22 protein-coding genes are annotated in these 25,552 nt (G+C 70.5%); 18 read left to right on the top strand and 4 right to left on the bottom strand.

Annotated features, from left to right (window positions below):
- Positions 1-652 precede the first annotated feature (652 nt).
- A complete protein-coding gene (locus ACIQUC_RS14135; RefSeq protein WP_022905206.1) occupies positions 653-958 on the bottom strand; it encodes a hypothetical protein in 306 nt (101 codons plus the stop codon).
- A gap of 96 nt (positions 959-1,054) precedes the next feature.
- A complete protein-coding gene (locus ACIQUC_RS14130) occupies positions 1,055-2,680 on the bottom strand; it encodes an amino acid permease (RefSeq protein WP_022905205.1) in 1,626 nt (541 codons plus the stop codon).
- A 426-nt stretch (positions 2,681-3,106) separates the two neighbouring features.
- Here ACIQUC_RS14130 and ACIQUC_RS14125 point away from each other — a divergent pair, with 426 nt between their 5' ends.
- The 4 genes from ACIQUC_RS14125 (at position 3,107) to ACIQUC_RS14110 (ending at position 7,756) form a co-directional block, all read left to right on the top strand.
- Entirely contained in the window at positions 3,107-4,465 is a 1,359-nt protein-coding gene (locus ACIQUC_RS14125) for a glycine betaine/L-proline ABC transporter ATP-binding protein (RefSeq protein WP_402268440.1), read from the top strand.
- On the top strand, positions 4,462-5,478 hold the full coding sequence (locus ACIQUC_RS14120) for an ABC transporter permease (RefSeq protein ID WP_402268067.1): 1,017 nt from the start codon (positions 4,462-4,464) through the stop codon (positions 5,476-5,478). The genes ACIQUC_RS14125 and ACIQUC_RS14120 overlap by 4 nt, the downstream gene beginning before the upstream one ends.
- Positions 5,479-5,492: 14 nt before the next feature.
- Positions 5,493-6,482, top strand: a complete 990-nt coding sequence (locus ACIQUC_RS14115) for a glycine betaine ABC transporter substrate-binding protein (RefSeq protein WP_402268064.1) — start codon at positions 5,493-5,495, stop codon at positions 6,480-6,482.
- Between the two features lie 107 nt (positions 6,483-6,589).
- A complete protein-coding gene (locus tag ACIQUC_RS14110; RefSeq protein ID WP_402268061.1) occupies positions 6,590-7,756 on the top strand; it encodes a mechanosensitive ion channel family protein in 1,167 nt (388 codons plus the stop codon).
- Between the two features lie 104 nt (positions 7,757-7,860).
- On the opposite strand, the gene ACIQUC_RS14105 is transcribed toward ACIQUC_RS14110, so the two are convergent.
- The gene (locus ACIQUC_RS14105; RefSeq protein WP_402268058.1) at positions 7,861-8,052 is read right to left on the bottom strand and encodes a hypothetical protein; all 192 of its coding nucleotides are present in this window, start codon (positions 8,050-8,052) and stop codon (positions 7,861-7,863) included.
- Positions 8,053-8,144: 92 nt separating this feature from the next.
- Between ACIQUC_RS14105 and ACIQUC_RS14100 the strand changes: the two genes are divergently transcribed.
- Positions 8,145-9,296, top strand: a complete 1,152-nt coding sequence (locus tag ACIQUC_RS14100) for an SLC13 family permease (protein WP_402268055.1) — start codon at positions 8,145-8,147, stop codon at positions 9,294-9,296.
- Positions 9,297-9,309: 13 nt separating this feature from the next.
- Here the strand turns inward: ACIQUC_RS14100 and ACIQUC_RS14095 are convergent, their stop codons facing one another.
- Positions 9,310-10,281, bottom strand: a complete 972-nt coding sequence (locus ACIQUC_RS14095; protein WP_022907768.1) for a magnesium transporter CorA family protein — start codon at positions 10,279-10,281, stop codon at positions 9,310-9,312.
- 180 nt (positions 10,282-10,461) lie between these two features.
- Between ACIQUC_RS14095 and otsA the strand changes: the two genes are divergently transcribed.
- The 13 genes from otsA to ACIQUC_RS14030 all read left to right on the top strand — a co-directional run bounded on the left by otsA (position 10,462) and on the right by ACIQUC_RS14030 (position 25,168).
- Positions 10,462-12,054 (top strand): alpha,alpha-trehalose-phosphate synthase (UDP-forming), encoded by a 1,593-nt coding sequence (gene otsA, locus ACIQUC_RS14090; protein ID WP_022907767.1) that lies wholly within the window; start codon positions 10,462-10,464, stop codon positions 12,052-12,054.
- Complete coding sequence (gene otsB, locus ACIQUC_RS14085) at positions 12,047-12,835, top strand: trehalose-phosphatase (protein ID WP_402268051.1); 789 nt, start codon at positions 12,047-12,049, stop codon at positions 12,833-12,835. Before otsA ends, otsB begins: the two co-directional genes overlap by 8 nt.
- Before the next feature lie 97 nt (positions 12,836-12,932).
- Positions 12,933-14,627, top strand: coding sequence for a dihydroxy-acid dehydratase (gene ilvD / locus ACIQUC_RS14080; RefSeq protein ID WP_402268048.1), 1,695 nt, complete (start codon positions 12,933-12,935; stop codon positions 14,625-14,627).
- A 46-nt stretch (positions 14,628-14,673) separates the two neighbouring features.
- On the top strand, positions 14,674-16,497 hold the full coding sequence (locus ACIQUC_RS14075; protein ID WP_022907764.1) for an acetolactate synthase large subunit: 1,824 nt from the start codon (positions 14,674-14,676) through the stop codon (positions 16,495-16,497).
- Entirely contained in the window at positions 16,494-16,994 is a 501-nt protein-coding gene (gene ilvN, locus ACIQUC_RS14070; protein ID WP_022907763.1) for an acetolactate synthase small subunit, read from the top strand. The genes ACIQUC_RS14075 and ilvN overlap by 4 nt, the downstream gene beginning before the upstream one ends.
- Positions 16,995-17,111: 117 nt before the next feature.
- Entirely contained in the window at positions 17,112-18,137 is a 1,026-nt protein-coding gene (gene ilvC / locus ACIQUC_RS14065) for a ketol-acid reductoisomerase (RefSeq protein WP_022907762.1), read from the top strand.
- A gap of 208 nt (positions 18,138-18,345) precedes the next feature.
- Positions 18,346-19,536: a mannitol-1-phosphate 5-dehydrogenase gene (locus ACIQUC_RS14060; protein ID WP_402268043.1), complete on the top strand. Its 1,191-nt coding sequence runs from the start codon at positions 18,346-18,348 to the stop codon at positions 19,534-19,536.
- A 61-nt stretch (positions 19,537-19,597) separates the two neighbouring features.
- The gene (locus ACIQUC_RS14055; protein WP_022907760.1) at positions 19,598-20,038 is read left to right on the top strand and encodes a hypothetical protein; all 441 of its coding nucleotides are present in this window, start codon (positions 19,598-19,600) and stop codon (positions 20,036-20,038) included.
- The gene (locus tag ACIQUC_RS14050) at positions 20,035-20,415 is read left to right on the top strand and encodes a hypothetical protein (RefSeq protein WP_402268040.1); all 381 of its coding nucleotides are present in this window, start codon (positions 20,035-20,037) and stop codon (positions 20,413-20,415) included. The genes ACIQUC_RS14055 and ACIQUC_RS14050 overlap by 4 nt, the downstream gene beginning before the upstream one ends.
- Before the next feature lie 156 nt (positions 20,416-20,571).
- Positions 20,572-22,161: a phosphoglycerate dehydrogenase gene (serA, locus tag ACIQUC_RS14045; RefSeq protein WP_402268037.1), complete on the top strand. Its 1,590-nt coding sequence runs from the start codon at positions 20,572-20,574 to the stop codon at positions 22,159-22,161.
- A 13-nt stretch (positions 22,162-22,174) separates the two neighbouring features.
- Positions 22,175-23,242, top strand: a complete 1,068-nt coding sequence (locus ACIQUC_RS14040; protein ID WP_402268034.1) for a 3-isopropylmalate dehydrogenase — start codon at positions 22,175-22,177, stop codon at positions 23,240-23,242.
- A gap of 15 nt (positions 23,243-23,257) precedes the next feature.
- Entirely contained in the window at positions 23,258-24,367 is a 1,110-nt protein-coding gene (locus ACIQUC_RS14035; RefSeq protein WP_402268031.1) for a branched-chain amino acid aminotransferase, read from the top strand.
- Positions 24,368-24,397: 30 nt separating this feature from the next.
- Positions 24,398-25,168 (top strand): fumarylacetoacetate hydrolase family protein, encoded by a 771-nt coding sequence (locus tag ACIQUC_RS14030; RefSeq protein ID WP_022908502.1) that lies wholly within the window; start codon positions 24,398-24,400, stop codon positions 25,166-25,168.
- The last annotated feature ends 384 nt before the right edge of the window (positions 25,169-25,552 follow it).

Below are 25,552 nucleotides of genomic sequence, written 5' to 3'. Positions count from 1 at the left end.
CGACCGGTGCGGCGTTGGCGGCTGGGTGCGGCGTTACAAGCCACGGTGCGCGGGACCGCGCACGGGGTGAGCACTCACGCACGGTGCGGACTGGAGGCGCGGTGCCGACCCGCCACGTTCCTCCCGTCCGCACGGTGCGGCGGTCGCCGGCCGGTGCAGTGTTGGTGGCTGGGTGGTGCGTTACAAGCTGCCACGGTGCGCGGGACCGCGCACGGGGTGAGTACTCACGCACGGTGCGGACTGGAGGCGCGGTGCCGACCCGCCACGTTCCTCCCGTCCGCACGGTGCGTCCGTCGCCGGCTGGTGCGGTGTTGGTGGTTGGGTGCGGCGCTAGAAGCTGGCACGGTGCGCGGAACCGCGCACGGGCTGAGTGCGCGCGCACGGTGCGGAGGGGAGGCGCGGTGCCGGCCCGCCACGTTCCTCCCGTCCGCACAGTGCGGCGGACGCCAGCTGGTGCCGCGTTGGCGGCTGGGTGCGGCGTTACAAGCTGCCACGGTGCGCGGAACCGCGCACAGGGTGAGCACGCACGCACGGTGCGCGTGCCGCCGGCCGGTGCGGTGCCGGCCCGCCACACGCTTCCGGTCCCGCAGGCGATCGCGCCCGGCGGGCGCCCAGGACAGCGGAGCTCAGACCGGCGGGCGGCGCACCGGTGTCAGGACTCCGACGGCAGCGGCGCGCCGAGCGCCCGGCGCAGCGCGAGGCCGGCGACCCGCTCGTCGGTCGTGTCGAGCAGCACCCGGTAGGTCTCCCCGGGCGTGACGAACTCGACGCACACCGCGTCGAAGTCGCACGGCTCGATCCGCCAGCCGCGCACGGCGTCCATGGGCACGGCGGTCAGGGCGTCCCGCTCGTAGCTGGTCTCGGCGGCGACACGGTCGTGGAAGACCCGGACACGGCCGAAGGTGCCGCGCCAGGTCAGCTGCAGGTCGAGCGTGGGGGAGACAGAAGGGTCCGGCACCCGCCGATCGTACCGACGGGTGCCGGACCCTCTCACACGCGTGCGGCGTGCGGTTTCGCTATCCGGACACTCGGGTCCGTGCGTGGTCCGCCGCGATCAGCGCCGACGGTCGGTGTCCGACCCGGCGTCGCCGGCCGAGGACGATCCCGACGCGTCGGCCGAGGACGACCCTGACGCGTCGTCCGCCGGAGCCGACGCTCCGGCACCGCGGCGCACCTGGTTCGCCGGGTCCCGGCCGGTCACCGGGTACGGACCGGTGATGCCCGAACGGAGCGAGGCGATGCGGAGGATGCGGTCGCGCTGCAGGAACCAGCCGAGGATGAGCAGCGGGATCACGATGATGAGGGACGCGATCGTGTACGTGCCGATCGGGTAGTCGATCGCCATCAGCACGATGACGGTCGCGAGGAACACCAGCGTCAGCCAGGACGTGTACGGCGCGCCCGGCAGCTTGAACGACGGCTCCTTCGCGAGCCCCTGCTTCGCCCACGAGCGGAGCTTCATCTGGCAGAGGATGATCGTGCCCCAGGCGGTGATGATGCCGAGGCTCGCGATGTTCAGCGCGATCTCGAACGCCTGCTTCGGCACGAAGAGGTTCAGGAAGACTCCGACCAGCGTGAACGCCGAGGTCAGCAGGATGCCCGCGAACGGCACGCCGCCCTTGGTCATCTTCGTGGTCCACTTCGGCGCCGAGCCGTTCATGCCCATGGAGTGCAGCGCGCGACCGGTGGAGTAGAGCCCGGCGTTCAGCGAGGACAGCGCTGCCGTGAGCACGACGAAGTTCATGATCGACCCGACGACCTGGCCGACCTGCGGGTTGCCGATCGACGAGAAGAAGGTCACGAACGGGCTGACGCCGTCCTTGTACGACGTGTACGGCAGGAGCAGCGAGAGGAGGACGACCGACCCGACGTAGAACACGGCGATGCGGAAGACGACCGAGTTGATCGCGCGGGGGATGACCTTCTCGGTGTCCTGCGTCTCGCCGGAGGCGGTGCCGACCAGCTCGATGGCGGCGTAGGCGAAGACGACACCCTGCACGACGAGGACCGCCGGCAGGAGTCCGGTCGGGAAGAGTCCGCCGTTGTCGGACCAGATGCTGAACCCGGTGCGGACCGTCTCGCCGCCCGTCTCGACCGGGAACGCGAACACGAGCCAGACGAGGGCCACGATGAGGAAGGCCACCAGGGCGGCGACCTTGATGATCGCGAACCAGAACTCGAGCTCACCGAAGACCTTCACGGCGACGAGGTTGGCCGCCAGCACGACGAGGAGCGCCGCGAGGGCGAGGGCCCACTGCGGCACCGCGCGCGGCCCGGCCCAGTAGTGCAGGTACAGCGCGACGGCGGTGGTGTCCACGATCGAGGTCATCGCCCAGTTGAGGAAGTACATCCACCCGGCGGCGTACGCGAACTTCTCACCGAAGAACTCGCGCGCGTAGGAGATGAACGACCCGGACGAGGGACGGTGCAGCACGAGCTCGCCGAGGGCCCGCAGGATGAAGAACGCGAAGACGCCCGCGATGAGGTAGACGACCGCCAGGGCCGGTCCCGCCGTGTGCAGTCGGCCACCCGCGCCGAGGAAGAGCCCGGTGCCGATCGCACCGCCGATGGCGATCATCTGCAGTTGCCGGGGCTTCAGACCGTGCTGGTAGCCCTCCTGCTCGTGCGAGAAGTCGTTCGCGGGCGCGCGGTCCACGCCGGTGTCGTTCTGCGCTGTCATGCGCGACACGCTACAGGTGCCCCGAACCGGGGTGGCACACAACCATGCGAGTCTCCTGGAATACAAGGGACCGGTCACGATCCCGATCGTTGTCAGGGCGCGCGACACGCCGTGAACGGGGTACGCCGGTGCCGGGATTCCGGCGGACCCGGATTCGCGTCGGGGGACAACCGCCGATAGCCTTGAACGTCCCTTCAGGGACACCGACGATCAGGACGCGTCCACCGCAGCAGCACAGCGGGGGCCGTACGGTCGGCCGGACCGGGGCCGTCCCGAGTACGTCCCCCGCGTGCGTGATCGCTCGCCCTGCGCCGTTGCGCGGGCTCGATGCGATGCCGCCGAACACGGTGCCGGGCGACCCGTCCGCAACCACCGGTACCGCCGTGCGCCCACCGCGCCGCGGTCCCGCGAGGAGCACCGTTGACCATCGCACCACCCCAGGACCGGCGTGCCACCACGCCGGACGAACCCATCGGCGTGCCGGCTGTGCGCGTGCACGGCGCCTACAAGGTGTTCGGCCGCCGTCCAGGCGAGACGGTCCGCCGGCTCGCAGCCGGCGCCACCCGTGACGAGGTCCGCGACCTCGGCTCCGCGGCCGTGATCGACGCGTCCTTCGACGTGCGTCCCGGCGAGATCTTCGTCGTCATGGGTCTGTCCGGCTCGGGCAAGTCGACGCTCATCCGCATGCTGAACGGCCTGCTCGAACCGACGGCGGGGAACGTCGAGATCGGCGGTCGCACCGTCACGGGGGCCACCCCGCGCCAGGTCCGCGACATCCGTCGGTCGAGCGTGTCGATGGTCTTCCAGCACTTCGCGCTGCTGCCGCACCGCACCGTGCTCGAGAACGTCGCGTTCGGCCTCGAGGTGAACGGCGTCGACAAGGCCACCCGGCTCGCCAAGGCCCGCGAGGTGATCGGCCTCGTCGGACTCGACGTCTGGGCGGACGCGAAGCCCGACGAGCTCTCCGGCGGCATGCAGCAGCGTGTCGGCATCGCCCGCGCCCTCGCCGCCGAGACCGACGTCCTGCTCATGGACGAGGCGTTCAGCGCACTCGACCCGCTGATCCGCCGCGAGATGCAGGAGCAGCTCGTCGACCTGCAGCAGCGACTCGGCAAGACGATCGTCTTCATCACCCACGACCTCAACGAGGCGATGTTCCTCGGCGACCGCATCGCCGTGATGCGCGACGGACGGATCGTGCAGATCGGATCGCCGGAGGAGATCCTCACCGACCCGGCGAACGACTACGTCGCCCAGTTCGTGCAGGACGTCGACCGCGCCCGGGTGCTCACCGCGTCGAGCGTCATGGAGCCCGCGCGCGCCGCGGTCCCGCTGACGGTCGGCCCCCGTAGCGCCCTCCGCACGATGCGCGACCTGCAGACGGCGGCGGTCTTCGTCACCGGACGCGGCCGGAAGCTCGAGGGCTGGGTCCGCGACCGGCACGTGATGCGCCAGGTCAAGGCCGGCGACACCGACCTCGACGCCATCGTGAACACCGAGTTCGCGCGCGTCGCGCCGGACACCGCGCTCACCGACCTGTTCGAACTCGCCGTCGAGTCACCGCTGCCGATCGCGGTCGTCGACGACGAGGGGCGCCTGCTCGGGGTCGTCCCGCGTGTGACGCTGCTCGCCGCCCTCGGCAACGTGCCGACCGCGACGATGCCCATCCCGGTGCTCGAACCGGTCACCCGGATCAGCGACTCCGACATGGACTCGACCCTCGCCGACGCCGGCGAGACGCCGCCCGCTGCCGCGACGCCCACCACCGAAGGAGACCACGCATGATCACCCCCGGTACCAACTCCTTCGGCGACTTCCACCTGCCCCTCGGCACCTGGGTCGCAGCGATCGTCGACTGGATCACCACCTACCTCTCCGGCTTCTTCGACGTCGTCCGCTACGTCTTCACCTGGATGGACGCGTGGATGGAGTACTTCCTCGCCACGCCGCCGTTCTGGGTCGTCGTCGCGGTCCTCGTCGTCCTCGCGTTCGTCGCCAAGGGCTGGAAGCTCGCGCTCGGCGCCGCCGTCGGCCTGCTCTTCATCGTCAGCGTCGGCCAGTGGACGAACGCGATGGACACCCTCGCGCTCGTGATCGTCGCCGCGGGCCTCGCGGTGGTGTTCAGCATCCCGCTCGGCATCTGGGCAGCCCGCTCCGACGCCGCGAGCCGGGTCATCCGGCCGGTGCTGGACTTCATGCAGACGACGCCCGCGTTCGTCTACCTCATCCCGGCGCTGCTGCTCTTCCGCGTCGGTGTCGTCCCCGGCATCGTCGCGACGATCGTGTTCGCGATGGCCCCCGGCGTCCGGCTCACCGAGCTCGGCATCCGTGGGGTCCCGAGCGAGGTCGTCGAGGCCGGCGCCGCGTTCGGCTCGAGCCCGTGGCGCATCCTCCGGCAGATCCAGCTGCCGCTCGCGAAGGCCAGCATCATGGCGGGGATCAACCAGGTCATCATGCTGTCGCTCTCGATGGTCGTCATCGCCGGCATGGTCGGCGCCGGCGGTCTGGGGGAGCAGATCGTCGCCTCGCTGAACCGCATCGACGTCGGTCTCGGAGCCGAGGCCGGCCTGTCGGTCGTGGTCCTGGCGATCCTGCTGGACCGTCTGACCGCAGCGCTGGGCGGCGACTCGGGCCGCGCCTCCAGGCTCTTCGGACGCCGGAAGCGCGCGACCGCGACCCCGAACGCGGCGACCGCGACCCCGAACGCGGCGAGCGCGACCGCGACCCCGAACGCGGCGACCGCCCAGACCGCCGCCACCACCGAAGCGGTCACCGACCGCCCGACCGTCGACGCGTGAGGAAGGACCACACCATGAAGCGCACCAGCACCCCGCGCACCAGCACCCCGCGCACCAGCACCCCGCGCAACCGCACCCCGCGCACCCGCACCCCGCGCACCCGCCGCGTCCTCGCCGCGGCCGCCCTCGCCGCCACCACCGCCCTCGGCCTGTCCGCCTGCATGCCGCCCGGCTACTACGGGGCATCGGGCACGGTCGACAACGGCGACCAGAAGTCGATGCACGTCGTCGTCTTCAACGGCTGGGACGAGGACACCGCCGCCAGCTACCTCTGGAAGCACGTCCTCGAGCAGCAGGGCTACGACGTCCAGCTCACCAACTCCGACGTCGCGCCGGCCTACACGGGCCTCGCGTCCGGCGACTACGACGTCGTGTTCGACACCTGGCTGCCGAACACGCACAAGGAGTACATGGACACGTACGGCAAGGACCTGACGGACCTCGGCGCGTGGAACGAGCAGGCGTCCCTCGAACTCGCCGTGCCGGAGTACTCCGACATCGACTCGATCGACGAGCTGAAGGCGAAGGCGTCGGACTTCGGCAACAGGATCGTCGGCATCGAGCCCGCAGCCGGCGAGACGAAGGTGGTGCAGGACCAGGTGATCCCGCAGTACGGCCTCGACGGCATGGACTTCGTCACGAGCTCGACGCCGGCGATGCTCGCCGACCTCAAGGCCGCCATCGCGAAGCATCAGGACGTCGTCGTGACGCTGTGGCGTCCGCACTGGGCGTACGACGCCTTCCCGATCAAGGACCTCGAGGACCCGAAGGGCGCTCTCGGCAAGAACGAGGAGATCCACACGATCGCCAAGAAGGACTTCGGCGACGACTTCCCGCAGGCGTCGAAGTGGATGGAGGACTTCGAGATGGACTCCGACACGCTCTACTCCCTCGAGAACGCGCTCGTGAACAGCGGCGCGAAGACGAGCGAGTACCCCGCGATCACCGCGAAGTGGGCGTCCGAGCACCAGGACTACGTGGACTCGCTCACGTCGACGAAGTAGCAGCAGCCCCGTCCAGGAGGCGCGGTGCCGGTCCGGCACCGCGCCTCCCGTCGTCGGGGCGGTCGCGTTCCTGGGCGAGGCCCGCCGGGGGTTGCTTCGATGGAGGGATGGACATCCTCCTCCGGCTCCTCGTCGCGGTCGGGTTCGCGCTGCTCATCACCGCCGTCGCGGCACTCGTCACCCACCTCGTCTTCCGATCACTCGCCAGACGGGAACGCTGGGCGTCCGTCCTCTCCCGCCGCGTGAAGCACCCCTTCCGGACGGTGCTGCTCATCGCCATGACCTGGACCGCGTTCGCGACGAGCATCCCGGACACCAGCGCGTACCCGTGGCGCGACGAGGTCTCGCACGTGTTCCTCATCGCCGTCATCGGCACCGGCTGCTGGTTGGCGTGCGAGGTCGCGATCTTCCTCGAGAGCCTCGGGCTGCACCGCTACCGCACCGACGTCCCCGACAACCGCGTCGCCCGACGCGTGAAGACCCAGGTGCTGGTGCTCCGACGGCTGACGGTCGCCGTGCTCGTCATCATCGCGGTCGGGGCCATCCTGCTCACGTTCCCCGGGGTCGAGGCCGCGGGTGCGAGCGTCCTGGCCTCCGCCGGACTCATCTCGGTCATCGCCGGACTCGCGGCGCAGTCGACGCTCGGCAACGTGTTCGCCGGCATGCAGCTCGCGTTCTCCGGGTCGATCCGGGTCGACGACGTGGTCGTGGTCGAGCAGCAGTGGGGGCGGATCGAGGAGATCACGCTGACCTACGTCGTCGTGCACCTCTGGGACGACCGACGCTTCGTGCTCCCGTCGACCTACTTCACGAGCACCCCGTTCGAGAACTGGACGCGGACGAACAGCGAACTGCTCGGCGCCGTGGAGTTCGACCTCGACTGGCGGGTCCGCCCGGGTGACATGCGTGCCGAGCTCGAGCGGATCCTCGAGCGCACCGAGCTGTGGGACCGCCGGGTGCAGGTGCTCCAGGTCACCGACGCCGTCCAGGGCTTCGTGCACGTGCGGGTGCTCGTCACCGCACACGACGCACCGGCGCTCTTCGACCTGCGGTGCTACGTCCGCGAGGAACTCGTCGCCTGGATCCAGCGCACCCACCCGGACGCCCAGCCGGTGCAGCGGGTGCTCATGGTCGAGGACGTCGGCCAGCCCCGGCGACGGAGCGCGTCGACCGCGGCGTCCTCCGCGCTCTTCGCCGGGGACCACGACGACCGCGCCGCGATGTTCACCGGGCCGATCAGCACGTCCGACGTCCGCCCCGCCGACCTGCCGTAGCCGCACCCCACGAACGGACGGGAGGCACGTGGCGGACCCGCCACGTGCCTCCCGTCCGTCCCCCGGTCGCCTCGCGAGCCGGCCCCAGGGTTGCCGCACCGGCCCTAGGGCTGCCGCGCCTTCACGGCACGGTCGTCCTCGACGACGGTACCGATCGCCACGAGCGTCGTCGCGATCCACGCCACCCACGTGAGCGCCAGGCGCCAGTCACGCGGGCCCTGCCGGGTGGTCTGCAGCACGCTGTAGCCGCTGATGATCGAGCTCCACACGGCACCGCTGAACATGAACTTCCGCACGGGTTCCTCCTCTGGTCGTCCCGTCAACGCTACCGGCCGCTACATTGGAGCGCCGCCGGTCACCCTGCCGGTGCGCAGTTCGAGGAGTCACCGTGCGCCAGGCCGTCATCGGCGGAGTCCTGCTCGTGGTCGGCGCGGTGTGCGTCGCCCTCGGGCTGCTGCCCCTGTCCGACCTCGCCGAGCTCGCCGACCGGGTCGTCCCGGTCCTGGCGTTCGTGCTCGGCCTCACCGTCGTCGCCGAGCTCGCCGCGGACGCCGGCGTCTTCGACCGGCTCGCCGACCTCGCCGCCCGGGTGGGTGGCGGTCGCACCATCGGGCTGTGGGGCGCCGTCGTCGTGCTCGCCGTCCTGTGCACCGTCTTCCTGTCGATCGACACCACGGCGGTGCTCCTCACGCCGATCGTCATCACGCTCGCGCGCCGCGTCGGCCTGCCGCCCATGCCGTTCGCGCTGACGACCGTCTGGCTCGCGAACACGGCGTCGCTGCTCCTGCCCGTGTCGAACCTGACGAACCTGCTCGCCGTCGACCGGATCGGGCTCGACGGACCGATCCCGTTCGCCGGGCTCATGGTGTGGGCGGCGCTCGCCGGGGTCGTCATCCCGTGCGCCGTGCTCCTCGTGGTGTTCCGCGGCAAGCTCTTCGGCCGGTACACGCCGGTCGCGGTGCGCGGTGCCGCCGACCCGGTGTTCTTCTGGTCGGCCTCTGCGGTGCTCGTCGCGCTCGTCGTCGCACTGACCGCGGGCGTGACCGTCTGGATCGCCGCCGTGGTCGCTGCGGTGGTGCTCGTCGTCGTCGCCGCCTTCCGCGCGCCGTCGGAGCTCCGGATCTCCCGCGTGCCGTGGTCCACCCTGCTGTTCGCCGCGGGGCTGTTCGTCGTCGTCGAGACCCTGCACACCACCGGGCTCACGGACCCGATCGTGGACGCGCTGCCCGGTGGCACCGGGACGGGTCCACTCCTGGCACTCGGCGGTGCCGGCGCGGTGGCGGCGAACGCGATCGACAACCTGCCCGCGTACCTCGTGCTCGAGCCCGCAGCCGGGCACGAGGCCCTGCGGTACGCGGCACTCCTCGTCGGCGTGAACGCCGGCTGCCTCATCACGCCGTGGGCATCGCTCGCGACGCTGCTCTGGCACGCCCGGCTGTCGTCCGAGGGCGTCCACCTGTCGTGGGGGCGCTACATGGCGCTCGGGTGCATCGTGGCACCGCTCACGGTCGCGGCCGGGGTGCTCGCGCTGCGGCTCTGATCCGCCCGGGGCGCTACAGCCAGTCCTTCGTCTTGAACACGCGGTACAGCGTCAGCGACGAGGCGATGATGAGCCCGAGGGAGAAGTAGAGGCCGCTCCACTGGCCCATCCCCGGGAACTTCAGGTTCTGGCCGAAGAAACCCGTGATGGCCGTCGGGATCGCGATGATCGCCGCCCAGCTCGTCACCTTCTTCATGACCGTGTTCTGCCGGTTCGACGCCAGGTTGAGGTTCGTGTCGAGGACGCTCGACACCGCGTCGCGGAGCTGGTCGACGGAGTCCGTGATCGACACGAGGTGGTCCTCGACGTCGCGGAAGTAGGGGCGGATGCCGTTCGAGATCGTCTCGGCGTCGCCGTGCAGCAGCGACGCGACGCTGTCCCGGGTCGGGACCACCTGGCGCCGCAGGACGCCGAGGGCCTTCCGGAGCCGGAACGACCGCCGCTGGATCTGCTGCTCGCGGGGCGTGCCGTGCTCGAAGAGGTCCTCCTCGAGCTCGTCGATCCGCCGCTCGATGTCCTCGACCGCACTCGTGGCGTGGTCGGTCACCGCGTCGAGCAGTCCCCACACCAACCACGGGACGCCGTGGTCGGCGAGGTCCGTGGTCGCCTCGAGCCGGCGTTCGACGGACCCGGTGTCGACGTCGGCGCCGTGGATCGTGACGAGGGCGTGAGCGGTGACGAACGCCTTCACCTCGTGGACGGTGAGGTCCCCGGCGTGGTCGAGACCGTCCACGTCGTAGACGACCAGGAAGAGGCTGTCGCGGTAGCGGTCGAGCTTCGGTCGCTGGCCGCGTTCGACGGCGTCCTCGACCGCGAGCGCGTGGATGCCGAGCTCGGCCTCGACGTGCTCGAGGTCGGTCGGGTCCGGGTCGGTGTAGTCGACCCAGACGAACGTGCCGTCCTCGGCGATGAGGTCGGAGATGCGGTCGACCGGGAAGTCGCGTTCCGCCGCCGTGCCGTTCCGCCACGCCCGTGTCATGACCATGCCCCCGAGCCTACTGAGCCACGCCCTCCGGAATCCCGGGGCCGGCCGTGCGCTGCCCGTCCCCGGTGCACGCAGCGCGTCGGAATCCGCCGATCCGCCGTGAATCCGCTGTCGGCACGCTGGTAGCTTCGGCACCGAACCCGGCGATCGTGCCGGGCGGAACGGAGATCCCAGCACCCCATGGCAGCACCCCGCACCGACCAGACCCGCTACGCGTTCGTCGTCGCCTCGAACCGCCTGCCGGTGGACCGCGTCGTCGACGAGGACGGCAACGAGGGCTGGCGGCACTCACCCGGCGGTCTCGTCACGGCGCTCGAGCCGGTGATGCGCGCGAACGACGGTGCCTGGGTCGGCTGGGTGGGTCAGCCGGACGTCGAGGTCGCCCCGTTCGACAACGAGGGCATCCACATCGTGCCCGTCCCCCTGAGCAACGACGACGTCGAGGAGTACTACGAGGGGTTCAGCAACGACACCCTCTGGCCGCTCTACCACGACGTCATCGAGCACCCGAGCTACCACCGCGACTGGTGGAACGCCTACAAGCGCGTGAACCAGCGGTTCGCCGAGCAGATCGCCGAGATCGTGGAGCAGGACGGCATCGTCTGGGTGCAGGACTACCAGCTGCAGCTCGTCCCGGCGCTCCTCCGTGCGATGCGACCCGACCTGACGATCGGGTTCTTCAACCACATCCCGTTCCCGCCGGTCGGCATCTACGCCCAGCTCCCGTGGCGCGCGCAGATCCTCGACGGACTGCTCGGTGCGGACGTCATCGGGTTCCAGCGGCACGACGACGCGAGCGACTTCCTCCGCGCGGTCCGGCACATCAAGGGCTACACGACCAAGGGGCAGACGATCGACGTCCCGGTCGACGACCCGGACGCCCCGCGCAGCCGCAAGGGCATCACCGTGCGGCACGTCGAGGCCCGGCACTTCCCGATCTCGATCGACGCCGCCGGCTTCGAGGAGATCGCGCACCGCCCCGAGGTCCAGGAGCGCGCCCGCGAGATCCGCGCGAGCCTCGGCAACCCGAAGACGGTCCTGCTCGGCGTCGACCGGCTGGACTACACGAAGGGCATCCGGCACCGCATCAAGGCCTTCGGTGAACTCGTCGAGGACGGCCGGATCCGGGTCGAGGACGCGACGCTCGTGCAGGTCGCCAGCCCGAGCCGCGAGCGCGTCGACACGTACGCGACGCTCCGCGACGAGATCGAGCTCACGGTCGGCCGGATCAACGGCGACCTCGGCGTCATCGGACACCAGCCGATCGCGTACCTGCACCACGGCTACCCGCGCGAGGAGATGGTGGCGCTCTACCTCGCCGCCGACATCATGCTCGTGACGGCCCTCCGGGACGGCATGAACCTCGTCGCGAAGGAGTACGTCGCGGCCCGGTTCGACAACGACGGCGTCCTCATCCTGTCCGAGTTCGCCGGTGCCGCCGACGAGCTGAAGCAGGCCGTCATCGTCAACCCGCACGACATCGGTGCGCTGAAGGACTCGATCCAGCGCGCCATCGAGATGCCGAGACGTGAGCGGTCCACCCGCATGCGCGCGCTCCGGAAGCGCGTCCGCGACAACGACGTGGCGCGCTGGTCGCGCTCGTTCCTCGAGGCCCTGGACCGGCACGCGCCGAAGAACGCCCAGATCGACCCCTCCGCGGCGGACCCGAAGGACCAGCACCGCGAGGCGCAGACGGACAACATGTCGATCTTCGACCAGGACGCGCAGACCGCGCGTGCGGCCGAGGACACCCGGGAGGCGCGGGATGCCTGAGACGACGACCGACCAGACCGCGATCGACCGGGCCCTCGAGACGCTCGCGGCTGCGCCGCGACTCATCGTCGCCCTCGACTTCGACGGCACGCTCGCGCCGTTCGCCGACGACCCGTCCCAGGTCGGCGCGCTGCCGGGCTCGTGGGCCGCGGTCCTCACCCTGCACCGGGCGAAGGACACCGAGGTCGTCCTCGTCTCGGGCCGCCCGCTCGGCAGCCTCGCCGCGGTCACGCACGCACCCGAGGACATGGCACTCGTCGGCTCGCACGGCGTCGAGTGGCGCGTGGACGGGCACGACGAGGCCGCGCTGACGGCCGACGAGCAGGCCCGCGTCGCTCGGATCGGTGCCGCGCTCGACGCCGTCGGGGAGCGGTTCCCGGGCGTCGTCATCGAACACAAGCCCGCCGGTCACGGTGTGCACACACGCCGGGTCAGCGCCGAGGTCGCCGCCGAGGCGGACCAGGCCGCGAGCGCAGCGGCGCACGACACCGACCCCGAGGTCCTCGAGCGCGGGGGCAAGGACATCCTCGAGTTCGCCGTCCGACACGTCACGAAGGGCGACGCGATCGCCCGCCTGCGCGATCTGCACGGCGCCGACGCGGTGTTCTTCGCCGGCGACGACGTCACCGACGAGGACGCCTTCCGCGTGCTCGGTGACGGCGACGTGGGCGTCAAGGTGGGGGAGGGCGACACGCTCGCCGGCTACCGCGTGGCCGACCCGACCGCCCTGACCGCCGTCCTGAAGCAGCTCGCCCGGGCGCGCGCGACGCGACCGGCCTGACGGACCCGACCCGCGCCTCCCGGCCCGCCATGGCCCGACCGCATGCGAACGCATGTTGTTGTCCGCCTGGTATCCCAACTGCGCCTAGACTCACCCCATGCCTGACATCGACGTGAAGCCCCGCAGCCGGGTCGTCACCGACGGGATCGAAGCAACCACCTCGCGTGGCATGCTGCGGGCCGTCGGCATGGGCGACGAGGACTGGGAGAAGCCGCAGATCGGGATCGCGTCCTCCTGGAACGAGATCACCCCCTGCAACCTCTCCCTCGACCGCCTCGCGCAGGGCGCCAAGGAAGGCGTCCACTCCGGCGGCGGGTACCCGCTCCAGTTCGGGACCATCTCCGTCTCCGACGGGATCTCGATGGGCCACGAGGGCATGCACTTCTCCCTCGTCTCGCGCGAGGTCATCGCCGACAGCGTCGAGACGGTCGTCAACGCCGAGCGCCTGGACGGCACCGTCCTGCTCGCCGGCTGCGACAAGTCCCTGCCCGGGATGCTCATGGCCGCGGCGCGACTCGACCTCGCGAGCGTCTTCCTCTACGCCGGCTCGGTCATGCCCGGGTACGTCAAGCAGGCCGACGGCACGATGAAGGAAGTCACGATCATCGACTCCTTCGAGGGTGTCGGCGCCTGCAAGGCGGGCACGATGAGCGAAGAGGAGCTCAAGAAGATCGAGTGCGCCATCGTCCCGGGCGAGGGCGCCTGCGGTGGCATGTACACCGCGAACACCATGGCGTCGGTCGCCGAGGCCCTCGGCATGTCGCTGCCCGGTTCGGCGGCGCCGCCCAGCGCGGACCGTCGTCGTGACTACTACGCGCACCGCTCCGGCGAAGCCGTGGTGAACATGCTCCGGCACGGCATCACCGCGCGCCAGATCCTGACGAAGGAGGCGTTCGAGAACGCCATCGCCGTCGCCATGGCGCTCGGAGGCTCCACGAACGTCGTCCTCCACCTCCTGGCGATCGCGCACGAGGCCGAGGTCGAGCTGTCCCTCGACGACTTCAACCGCATCGGCTCGAAGGTCCCGCACCTGGCGGACATGAAGCCGTTCGGCAAGTACGTCATGGTCGACGTGGACCGCAACGGCGGCATCCCGGTGATCATGAAGGCACTGCTCGACGCGGGTCTGCTGCACGGCGACGTCATGACCGTCACGGGCAAGACCCTCGCCGAGAACCTCGCCGAGATCGATCCGCCGGCACTCGACGGCGAGGTCTTCCGCACGCTCGACAACCCGATCCACGCCACCGGCGGCCTGACGATCCTGCAGGGCTCGTTCGCCCCCGAGGGCGCGGTCGTGAAGACGGCCGGGTTCGACGCCGAGGTCTTCGAGGGCCCGGCACGGGTGTTCGACCGCGAGCGCGCCGCCATGGACGCCCTCACCGAGGGGCAGATCCAGAAGGGCGACGTCGTCGTCATCCGGTACGAGGGCCCCAAGGGCGGACCCGGCATGCGCGAGATGCTCGCCATCACCGCGGCCATCAAGGGCGCTGGACTCGGCAAGGATGTACTACTGTTGACGGACGGACGATTCTCAGGCGGCACAACCGGCCTGTGCATCGGCCACATCGCACCGGAAGCGGTGGACGCAGGTCCAGTCGCATTCGTGCGCGATGGCGACCGCATCCGTGTCGACATCGCGGCTCGCTCGCTCGACCTACTGGTCGACGACGCCGAGCTGGAAGCCCGCCGAGCAGGCTGGGCCCCGCTGCCCCCGCGCTACACCCGCGGAGTCCTCGCGAAGTTCGCGAAGCTCGTCCAGTCCGCCGCCAAGGGCGCGGTCACGGGCTAGCGTCGACACACGCACCATCGCCACCTCTCCAGGCAAGGAACACCTCATGCCCACGGAAGCCACTCCGCTGTCCGCGGCCGCCGGTGCACGCCGGACGCCGGAGATCCTGACCGGCTCGGGAGCCGTCCTCCGGACGCTCGAGCACCTCGGGATCACCGACGTCTTCGGCCTGCCGGGCGGTGCCATCATCCCGTTCTACGACGAGCTGATGGCGTCCACGACGATCCGCCACGTCCTCGTCCGGCACGAACAGGGCGCCGGCCACGCCGCCGAGGGCTACGCCTCGGCGTCCGGCAAGGTCGGGGTCGCCATCGCGACCTCGGGCCCCGGCGCGACGAACCTCGTCACCGCGATCGCCGACGCCTACATGGACTCGGTGCCGTTCATCGCGATCACCGGCCAGGTGTTCTCGACGCTCATGGGCACCGACGCCTTCCAGGAAGCCGACATCGTCGGCATCACGATGCCGATCACGAAGCACTCGTTCCTCGTGACCGACCCGGCCGACGTGCCGGCGACCCTCGCCGCGGCGCACCTCATCGCGACGACCGGGCGCCCCGGCCCCGTCCTCGTCGACATCACGAAGGACGCCCAGCAGAAGTCGGCACCGTACGTCTGGCCGCCCAAGATCGACCTGCCCGGCTACCGTCCGGTGACCAAGGCGCACGGCAAGCAGATCGCGGCGGCCGCCCAGCTCCTGGCCGAGGCCGAGCGCCCGGTGCTGTACGTCGGCGGCGGGGTCGTCCGCTCCGGCGCGACGGCCGAGCTGCTCCGCTTCGCCGAGGCCACCGGTGCGCCGGTCGTCACGACGCTGATGGCCCGTGGTGCGTTCCCGGACTCGCACCCGCAGCACCTCGGCATGCCCGGCATGCACGGCACCGTCCCCGCGGTGCTCGGGCTGCAGGACAGCGACCTGATCATCGCGCTCGGCGCCCGGTTCGACGACCGCGTGACCGGCAAGGCCGACGAGTTCGCGCCGAACGCCAAGGTCGTGCACGTCGACATCGACCCGGCGGAGATCTCGAAGATCCGCTTCGCCGACGTCCCGATCGTGGGCGATGCGCGCGAGGTCCTGGTCGACCTGCTCGACGCCTGGAACGGCGTGCCGGCGGACGAGCGTGCCTCCACCGCCGACTGGTGGACGAAGCTCGACCAGCTGCGCACCGACTTCCCGCTCGGCTATGCGGAACCGACCGACGGGCTCCTCGCACCGCAGGCGATCATCCGCCGCATCGGCGAGCTCTCCGGCCCCGAGGCCGTGTACGCCTCCGGTGTCGGTCAGCACCAGATGTGGTCGGCGCAGTTCATCAAGTACGAGCGGCCGAACGCCTGGCTGAACTCCGGCGGCGCCGGCACGATGGGCTACTCCGTCCCCGCGGCGATGGGCGCGAAGGTCGCCCAGCCCGACCGCGTGGTCTGGGCGATCGACGGCGACGGATGCTTCCAGATGACGAACCAGGAGCTCGCGACCTGCGTCATCAACGACATCCCGATCAAGGTCGCGGTGATCAACAACTCGTCGCTCGGCATGGTGCGGCAGTGGCAGACGCTGTTCTACGACGGACGGCACTCGTTCACCGACCTGCAGACCGGACACGGCACCCGCCGGGTCCCGGACTTCGTGAAGCTCGCCGACGCCTACGGTGCCCTCGGCATCCGCGTCGAGAAGCCGGAGGAGGTCGACGCCGCCATCCAGCTCGCGCTCGAGACGAACGACCGCCCCGTGGTGATCGACTTCGTCGTGAGCCGCGACTCGATGGTCTGGCCGATGGTCCCGCAGGGTGTCAGCAACTCGTCCATCGAGTACGCCCAGGCCCTCGCCCCCACGTGGGACGACGAGGACGCCGACATGACGGGGGAAACCGCATGAGCCACGTCCTCTCCCTCCTCGTCGAGGACAAGCCGGGTCTGCTCACGCGCGTCGCCGGCCTCTTCGCCCGACGCGGGTTCAACATCGAGTCGCTCGCCGTGGGCAACACCGAGGTCGACGGCCTCAGCCGCATCACGGTCGTCGTCGACGTCGAGGACCTCCCGCTCGAGCAGGTGACGAAGCAGCTCAACAAGCTGGTCAACGTCATCAAGATCGTCGAGCTGGACTTCTCGCAGTCCGTCCAGCGCGAGCACATGCTCGTGAAGGTGCGGGTGGACAACCAGACGCGGTCGGCCGTGCTCGAGGCAGTGAACCTGTTCCGTGCACAGGTCGTCGACGTCGCGAACGACTCGCTCATCGTCGAGGTGACCGGCGACCCCGGCAAGATCCAGGCGATCCTCCGCGTGCTCGAGCCCTACGGCATCAAGGAGCTCGCCCGCGCGGGCCTCCTCGGCATGGGCCGTGGGCCCAAGAGCATCACCGACCGGGTGCGCTGACCGCGACCCGTGGCGGACTGGAGGCGCGGGTCGCCACCCGCACCGCGCCTCCAGGCCGCCTCCTCCCGACTCCACGCAACGAACGCTTCCCGAACCGACCACAGGAGAACCACCACCGTGACTGACATCGTGTACGACGCCGACGCCGACCTGACGCTCATCCAGGGCAAGAAGGTCGCCGTCATCGGGTACGGCTCGCAGGGCCACGCCCACGCCCTCAACCTCCGCGACAGCGGCGTCGAGGTCAAGATCGGCCTGCAGGAGGGCTCGAAGAGCCGCCAGAAGGCGGAGGAGGCCGGGTTCGAGGTCCACACCCCCGCCGACGCCACGGCGTGGGCCGACGTCGTCGTCATCCTCGCGCCGGACCAGGTCCAGCGCATCGTCTACGCCGAGGACATCAAGCCCAACCTCAAGCCGGGCGCGACGCTCGTCTTCGGGCACGGCTTCAACATCCGCTTCGGCTACATCGAGGCCCCCGAGGGCGTCGACGTCTCGCTCGTCGCGCCGAAGGGCCCGGGGCACACCGTGCGCCGCGAGTACGAGGCCGGCCGCGGCGTCCCGGTGATCGTCGCCGTCGAGGTCGACGCGTCGGGTTCCGCGTGGGACCTCGCGTGGAGCTACTCGAAGGCCATCGGCGGGCTCCGCTCCGGCGGCATCAAGACGACCTTCACCGAGGAGACCGAGACCGACCTGTTCGGCGAGCAGGCCGTCCTCTGCGGTGGCACGTCGCAGCTCATCCAGTACGGCTTCGAGACCCTGGTCGAGGCGGGCTACCAGCCGCAGATCGCCTACTTCGAGGTCCTGCACGAGCTCAAGCTCATCGTCGACCTCATCTGGGAGGGCGGCCTCACCAAGCAGCGCTGGTCGATCTCCGACACGGCCGAGTTCGGTGACTACGTCTCCGGCCCGCGCGTGATCTCGCCCGAGGTCAAGGAGAACATGAAGGCCGTCCTCGCGGACATCCAGAACGGTGCCTTCGCGAAGCGCTTCATCGACGACCAGGACGCCGGTGCGCCGGAGTTCAAGGCGCTCCGCGCCAAGGGTGAGAACCACCCGATCGAGGCGACCGGACGCGAGCTGCGCGCCCTGTTCGCGTGGAAGTCGAACGACGCCGACTACGTGGACGGTTCGGCCGCGCGGTAGTCTTCGCACCACACTCGACGTCGAGGCGGCGGTGCACCCGCACCGCCGCCTCGCGATGTGACCCGAACGTTATGCAGCTCTTCACGACCACCCCCGACGCCGCACACCGGCGTGTCCTCGGCGTTCCCGGGGACGTTTCGCGACGGCCGTCGTCCCTCGCGGACGTGTGCGGTCCTCATGTCGTCGTCCAGCATGGGAGGATCGTCGGATGGCGGTGACGAAGCGAGCGGTCCACATCGGCGCCGGCAAGATCGGACGCGGGTTCGTGGGTCAGTTCCTGGTCGCGAGCGGCTACGAGCTCACCTTCGTGGACGTCGACGACCGCGTCGTCACGGCCCTCAACGAGGCCGGCCGGTTCGTGGTGCACGAGGTCGGCGAGATGCCGGTCGAGCACCTCGTCTACGGCTTCCGCGCCCTGAGCAGCAAGACCGAGCGCGAGCAGGTCGTCCGGGCCATCGCCGAGGCCGACGTCGTCACGACCGCGGTCGGCGCCCGCACCCTGCCGCTCGTCGCCCCCGTCATCGCCGAGGGGCTCGCCGCCCGGCCGCTCGATCGTGGCGACGTCACGATCGTGGCGTGCGAGAACGCCTTCAACGCGACGGACTCGCTGCACGCGAGCATCCGCCGTGCCCCGATCCTCGAGGACCGCGACATCGCGGCGGTCTTCGCGAACTGCGCGATCGACCGCATCGTCCCCGACCAGTCCGGCGTGCTCGGACAGTCCGGCGGCCTCGACGTCGTGCTCGAGCCCTTCTACGAGTGGGTCATCGAGCGCACGCCCTTCGCCGACTCGGACGCCGAACCGCCCGCGATCGACGGCGTGACCTGGGTCGACGACCTGCAGCCGTTCGTCGAGCGGAAGCTCTACACGGTGAACACCGCCCACGCGACCGCCGCCTACCACGGCTACGTGCGCGGCATCCGTCTCATCCGCGAGGCGCTCGAGGACCACGACGTCCGCGCCGAGGTCGACGGCGTCCTGGCCGAGACCACCGCGCTCCTCGTCGCCAAGCACGGCTTCGACCCCGAGGAGCACGCGCGCTACGTCGCCGCGAACCTCGCCCGGATCGCCAACCCGCACCTGCCGGACACCACCGTCCGGGTCGGACGCAACCCGCTGCGGAAGCTCGGTCGACGCGAACGCTTCGTCGGCCCCGCCGCACAGCTCGCCGAGCGCGGGCTCCCCGTCGACCACCTGCTCGGCGCCGTCCGGGTCGCGCTCGACTTCGACGACGAGAACGACCCCGAGTCGATCGAGCTGCACGCGCTGCTCCGCTCGGGTGCGACGGCCCACGCGCTCACCGAGATCCTCACCGGGCTGATGGAGAGCCACCCACTGTTCCCCGCGGTGCGCGAGGTCGTCGCCGAGGTCCTCGAGACCCAGCCCGCCGACGTCTGAGGACCGGGCGCACAGCTCGTCCATGGTCGAGCGCGAGCGGCTCGCCTCGTAGGATCGAGGCATGACCACGGCAGCATCCCCGCCCGACGGCTCGGTCGACCACGACGACGACGCCCTCAGCTGGGGCGACGCCGACGACGCGACCCACGTCGACGCGGCACACAACCCGGTCACCGTGAAGGCGCGAGCCGGACGCGACCCCGAGGCCCCCGAGACCTCGGGCGCGCTCATCGGCTTCGGCGTCTTCGGTGGCCTGTACCTGCTCTACACGGTCGCCTGGCTGCTCACCGCCTCGACCTCGTACGTCTCGAACGTCGACACCGTGCTGACCGTCTTCGTCGAGGTCCTCCGGTTCCTCTCGATCGTCGCTCCGGCACTCTGGTTCACCGTCGTCCTCTGGGCCGGTCGCGGACAGCGCACCCGCAGCCGTCTGCTCTGGATGCTGCTCGGCGCCCTCGTGCTCTTCCCCTGGCCGTTCCTCATGACCAGGAGCTTCGGGTGACCGCCGCGACCCCGACCGTCCGCCGTCCCTCGGGGGCGTTCGTCGGCAAGCTCGTCGTCTGGGTGGTGTTCGCGCTGCTCTTCGCCTACATGACCGTGCAGAGCATCGGCAACCTGGTGACCGTCTCGCAGTCCGTCCGGGCGTTCAACGCGTTCCTCGGGACCACCTCCGGCGGCGACTCGCTCGCGCGGAGCACCCCGTGGGCGTGGCTCGTCCTCGACATCGCGATCGCGCCCGTGGCCTTCGCCGTGGCGCTGTGGGTGAGTCGCCGCGCGCGGCTCGCCGTCACGGTCGGCGTCTTCGTCCTCGCCTTCGCCGCGGCCGGTGCGCTGTGGCTCGACCTGCAGCTGTTCGTCCCGCGACTGCTGGACTTCTGACGCATCCACTGACGGACAGGAGGCGCGGTGCCGGCTGGCACCGCGCCTCCTGTCCGTCAGGTGGTCGCCCACCGGGCCGACCCTGCGGTCGTAACCACGTCCACACGTCGATACGATGGTGGGATACCGCCCGTCTCGTGTGAGGAAACTGCAGCTGTGCCGAAGCCGGTCGTCCTGATCGCCGAAGAACTCTCGCCCGCCACAGTCGACGCCCTCGGGCCCGACTTCGAGATCCGGAACGTGGACGGTACCGACCGCCCCGCGCTCCTGGCCTCCCTCGCCGACGCGCACGCCATCCTGGTGCGCTCCGCCACCAAGGTCGACGCCGAGGCGATCGCCGCGGCCCCGAACCTCAAGGTCGTCGCCCGTGCCGGCGTCGGCCTCGACAACGTCGACATCAAGGCGGCCACCACCGCCGGCGTCATGGTCGTGAACGCGCCGACGTCGAACATCATCTCGGCCGCCGAACTCACGGTCGGCCACATCCTGTCGCTCGCGCGCCACATCCCCGCCGCGCACGCGTCGCTCGCGGCCGGCACCTGGAAGCGTTCCGCGTACACGGGTGTCGAGCTCTACGAGAAGACCGTCGGGATCATCGGCCTCGGCCGGATCGGCGCGCTCATCACGCAGCGGCTGCAGGCGTTCGGCGTGCAGGTGATCGCGTACGACCCGTACGTCACCACGGCCCGTGCCCAGCAGCTCGGGGTCGAGCTCGTCTCGCTCGAGGACCTGCTGCGGCGGGCGGACTTCACCACCATCCACATGCCGAAGACGCCGGAGACCGTCGGCATGATCTCGGACGACCAGTTCGCGCTCATGAAGCCGACCGCCTTCGTCGTGAACGTCGCCCGCGGCGGGCTCATCGACGAGGACGCACTGCACCGTGCGCTGACGTCGAACACCATCGCCGGCGCCGGACTCGACGTCTTCGTCTCCGAGCCCCCCAAGGACTCGCCGCTCGTCGCGCTCCCGAACGTCGTCGTCACGCCGCACCTCGGCGCCTCGACGGACGAGGCCCAGGAGAAGGCGGGCGTCTCCGTCGCCAAGTCGGTGCGCCTCGCCCTCGGCGGCGAGCTCGTGCCCGACGCGGTCAACGTCGCCGGCGGTGTCATCGACCCGTACGTGCGCCCGGGCATCCCGCTCGTCGAGAAGCTCGGCCAGGTCTTCACCGGCCTCGCCACGTCGCCCGTGACGAGCATCGACGTCGAGGTGCACGGCGAGCTCGCCGAGTACGACGTCAGCGTGCTGAAGCTCGCGGCGCTCAAGGGCGTGTTCACCGACGTCGTCAGCGACCAGGTGTCGTACGTCAACGCACCGCTGATCGCCGAGCAGCGCGGGGTCACCGTGCGGCTCATCACCGACTCGGACAGCCCCGAGTACCGCAACGTGCTCACGATCCGCGGCGCCCAGTCCGACGGCCCGGCGATCAGCGTGTCCGGCACGCTCACCGGCCCGAAGCAGGTCGCGAAGCTCGTCGAGATCAACGGCCACGACGTCGAGGTCGCCCTCGCCGAGCACCACGTGGTCATGGAGTACACCGACCGGCCCGGCATCGTCGCGGTCTACGGCAAGGAGTTCGGCGACGCCGGCATCAACATCGCCGCGATGCAGATCTCGCGCGAGGCCGCCGGTGGCCAGGCGCTCAGCGTCCTGACCGTCGACTCGCCCGTCCCGGCCGAGATCCTCGAGCACGTCCGGTCCACGATCGAAGCGGTGTCGCTCCGCGAGATCGACATCACGCTGTAGGGGAGTGGCGGACATGACGAAGACGGTGAAGCTCGCGGTCATCCGCGGGGACGGCATCGGCCCCGAGGTCGTCGACGAGGCGCTCAAGGTGCTGCACGCGGTGCTGCCCGACGACCTCGTCGTCGAGGAGACCCCGTTCTCCCTGGGCGCCACCCGGTACCTCGAGACCGGGGACATCCTCACCGAGGACGACATGTCCGCCATCGCCGCGCACGACGCGATCCTGCTCGGTGCCGTCGGCGGGGACCCGCGTGACTCGCGGCTCGCCGGCGGGATCATCGAGCGTGGGCTGCTGCTCAAGCTCCGGTTCGCGTTCGACCACTACGTCAACCTCCGGCCCACGGCGGTCTACCCATCCGTGACGACCCCGCTGACGTCGCCCGGCGACGTCGACTTCGTGGTCGTGCGCGAGGGGACCGAAGGACCGTACGTCGGCAACGGCGGTGCGATCCGCGTCGGCACCCCGCACGAGATCGCGACCGAGGTCTCGTTGAACACCGCGTACGGGGTCGAGCGCGTCGTCCGGTACGCCTTCGCCCTCGCGGACCGCCGCCCCCGGAAGCACCTGACGCTCGTGCACAAGAGCAACGTGCTCGTGCACGCCGGAGCCCTGTGGCAGCGCACCGTCGCGGCCGTCGCCGCGGAGTACCCGGACGTCACCGTGGACTACCAGCACGTCGACGCCGTCACCATCCACATGGTGCGCGAACCTGCTAGGTTCGACGTCATCGTCACGGACAACCTCTTCGGCGACATCATCACCGACCTGGCCGGCGCGATCAGCGGCGGCATCGGTCTGGCGGCCTCGGGCAACATCAACCCGGACGGCACCTTCCCCAGCATGTTCGAGCCGGTCCACGGCTCCGCGCCGGACATCGCGGGTCAGCAGAAGGCCGATCCCACGGCCGCCATCCTGTCCGTCGCACTGCTGCTCGACCACATCGGTCGCAGCGACCTCGCGTCGGCGGTCACGCGGGCGGTCGAGGCCGACCTCGCCGACCGGGGCACCTCCGAGCGTCGCACGGCCGAGATCGGCGACGCCATCGCCGCCGCGGCAACGGCGCGCACCACCACCGCCTGACAGGAGCCTCCCCAGATGAGCACCGACACCGACTTCGGACTCGCGTTCGCCACCACCCCGTCGGCCGAGCGCCGCGCCGCAGCCGAGCGCGAGGAGATCCTCGCCGACCCCGGCTTCGGCAAGCACTTCACCGACCACATGGCGACCGTGCAGTGGACCCTGGACGCCGGGTGGCACGACGCATCGGTCCACCCGTACGGCCCGATCAGCCTCGACCCGAGCGCGAGCGTCCTGCACTACGCGCAGGAGATCTTCGAGGGGTTGAAGGCCTACCGGCACGAGGACGGTTCGGTGTGGACGTTCCGGCCGGACGCCAACGCCCGGCGGTTCCAGCGGTCCGCCCGTCGCCTCGCGCTCCCGGAGCTGCCGGTCGAGACCTTCGTCGACTCCATCCGCGAGCTGGTCCGGACCGACGTCGACTGGGTGCCCTCGGCGCCCGAGACGAGCCTGTACCTGCGGCCGTTCATGATCGCGACCGAGTCGTTCCTGGGGGTCCGCGCGGCGCAGGCGGTGGCGTACCACTGCATCGCGAGCCCGGCGGGGGCGTACTTCACGTCCGGGCCGAAGCCCGTGTCGATCTGGCTGTCGACGAACTACGCCCGAGCGGGCAAGGGCGGCACCGGGGCGGCGAAGACCGGCGGCAACTACGCGTCGTCGCTCCTGCCCCAGCAGGAGGCCTACGAGCACGGCTGCCAGCAGGTCATGTTCCTCGACTCGGTCGAGGGCAGGTACCTCGAGGAGCTCGGCGGCATGAACGTGGTCCTGGTGAAGGCGGACGGCACGCTCGTCACGCCCGACTCCGACTCCATCCTCGAGGGCATCACGCGCGACTCGATCCTGCAGCTGGCGGAAGACCGCGGCCTGCGCGTCGAACGCCGACGGGTGACACTCGACGAGTGGCGCGACGGTGTCGCGGACGGCTCGATCACCGAGGCCTTCGCGTGCGGGACCGCCGCCGTCGTCACCCCGATCGCGGAACTCCGCGGCGACGGCTTCACGATCGGTTCGCCGACCGTGGGCGCCGGCGAACTGACGATGTCCCTGCGCGACGAGCTCACGGACATCCAGTACGGCCGCCGTCCCGACCCCCACGGGTGGATGACGCGCCTGACCGACCCGGTCTGAACGCACACCTCACGTCGATAGGCTCCAACGGTGAAGATCGCACGGTTCAGCAGCAAGGGCGAAGACCCCCGGTACGGCATCCTCGACGAGCGCGACCTGGTCGTGCTGGCCGGTGACCCGATGTACCAGGGGTTCGAGACCACGGGGGAGCGGGTGCCGCTGGCGGACGCCAAGCTCCTCGCCCCCGTCATCCCGCGGTCGAAGGTGATCGGCGTGGGGCTCAACTACGCCGAGCACGCGTCCGAGATGGACGAGCGCTCCGGGGACGACCCCGTGGTGTTCCTGAAGCCCAACACGTCGGTGATCGGTCCCGAGGACCCGATCCGCCTGCCCGCCGGTGTCGGACGCGTCGACCACGAGGGTGAGCTCGCCATCGTGATCGGGTCCCTCGCGAAGAACGTCACGCGCGAGGACTTCGCGAGCGTGATCCTCGGTTACACGATCGCCAACGACGTCACCGCGCGAGACCTGCAGGCCCGCGACGGCCAGTGGACCCGGTCGAAGGGCTTCGACACCTTCTGCCCACTGGGCCCGGCGATCGAGACCGAGATCGACCCGTCGGACATCCGCATCGAGACCCGCGTCGACGGCGACCTGCGCCAGGTGGGGTCGACGAGCGAGATGGTGCACGACATCCCGTCGCTCATCGAGTTCGTCTCGTCGATCTGGACGCTCCTGCCCGGCGACGTCATCCTGACCGGCACCCCGGCCGGCGTCGGCGAGATCCGCGACGGCGAGGTCGTCGAGGTGACGATCGAGGGGCTCGGCACCCTGAAGAACCCGGTCATCGCCAAGCTCTGACCCGCACCACCGAACGGCCCGCTCCCCGCACGGGGGCGGGCCGTTCGCCGTTGATCCGCGTCGTTCCGGGGATCCGCCCATGCGACACGCCCGGGCGGCAGGCTGGTTGGCGGGGCCCCCGGGGCGTGTGTAGAGTAATCACTCGTTGCCGCTGAGGCGGAGAACGGAACGGCCGAGACGGTCACCAGGGCGAACGCCCCGGGGATGCAGTCCGGACGGGGTCCCGCTCAGGCAACGAATCCCGATGACGATCCACTCTCGAAGTGGTTTGTTCGGGGTGAGACGAAATGCCTCTCTGGCGGAACCTCTTTCGAGGTCGAGTGGGGAGTGCGTCTGGTCCTTGAGAACTCAACAGCGTGCACATTGTCAATGCCAATTTATTGA

The organism is Curtobacterium sp. NPDC098951, assembly GCF_044759965.1.
GTDB lineage: Bacteria > Actinomycetota > Actinomycetes > Actinomycetales > Microbacteriaceae > Curtobacterium.
The sequence above is the reverse complement of the archived record's forward strand: the minus strand, read 5'-3'. Positions and strand labels throughout refer to the sequence as shown.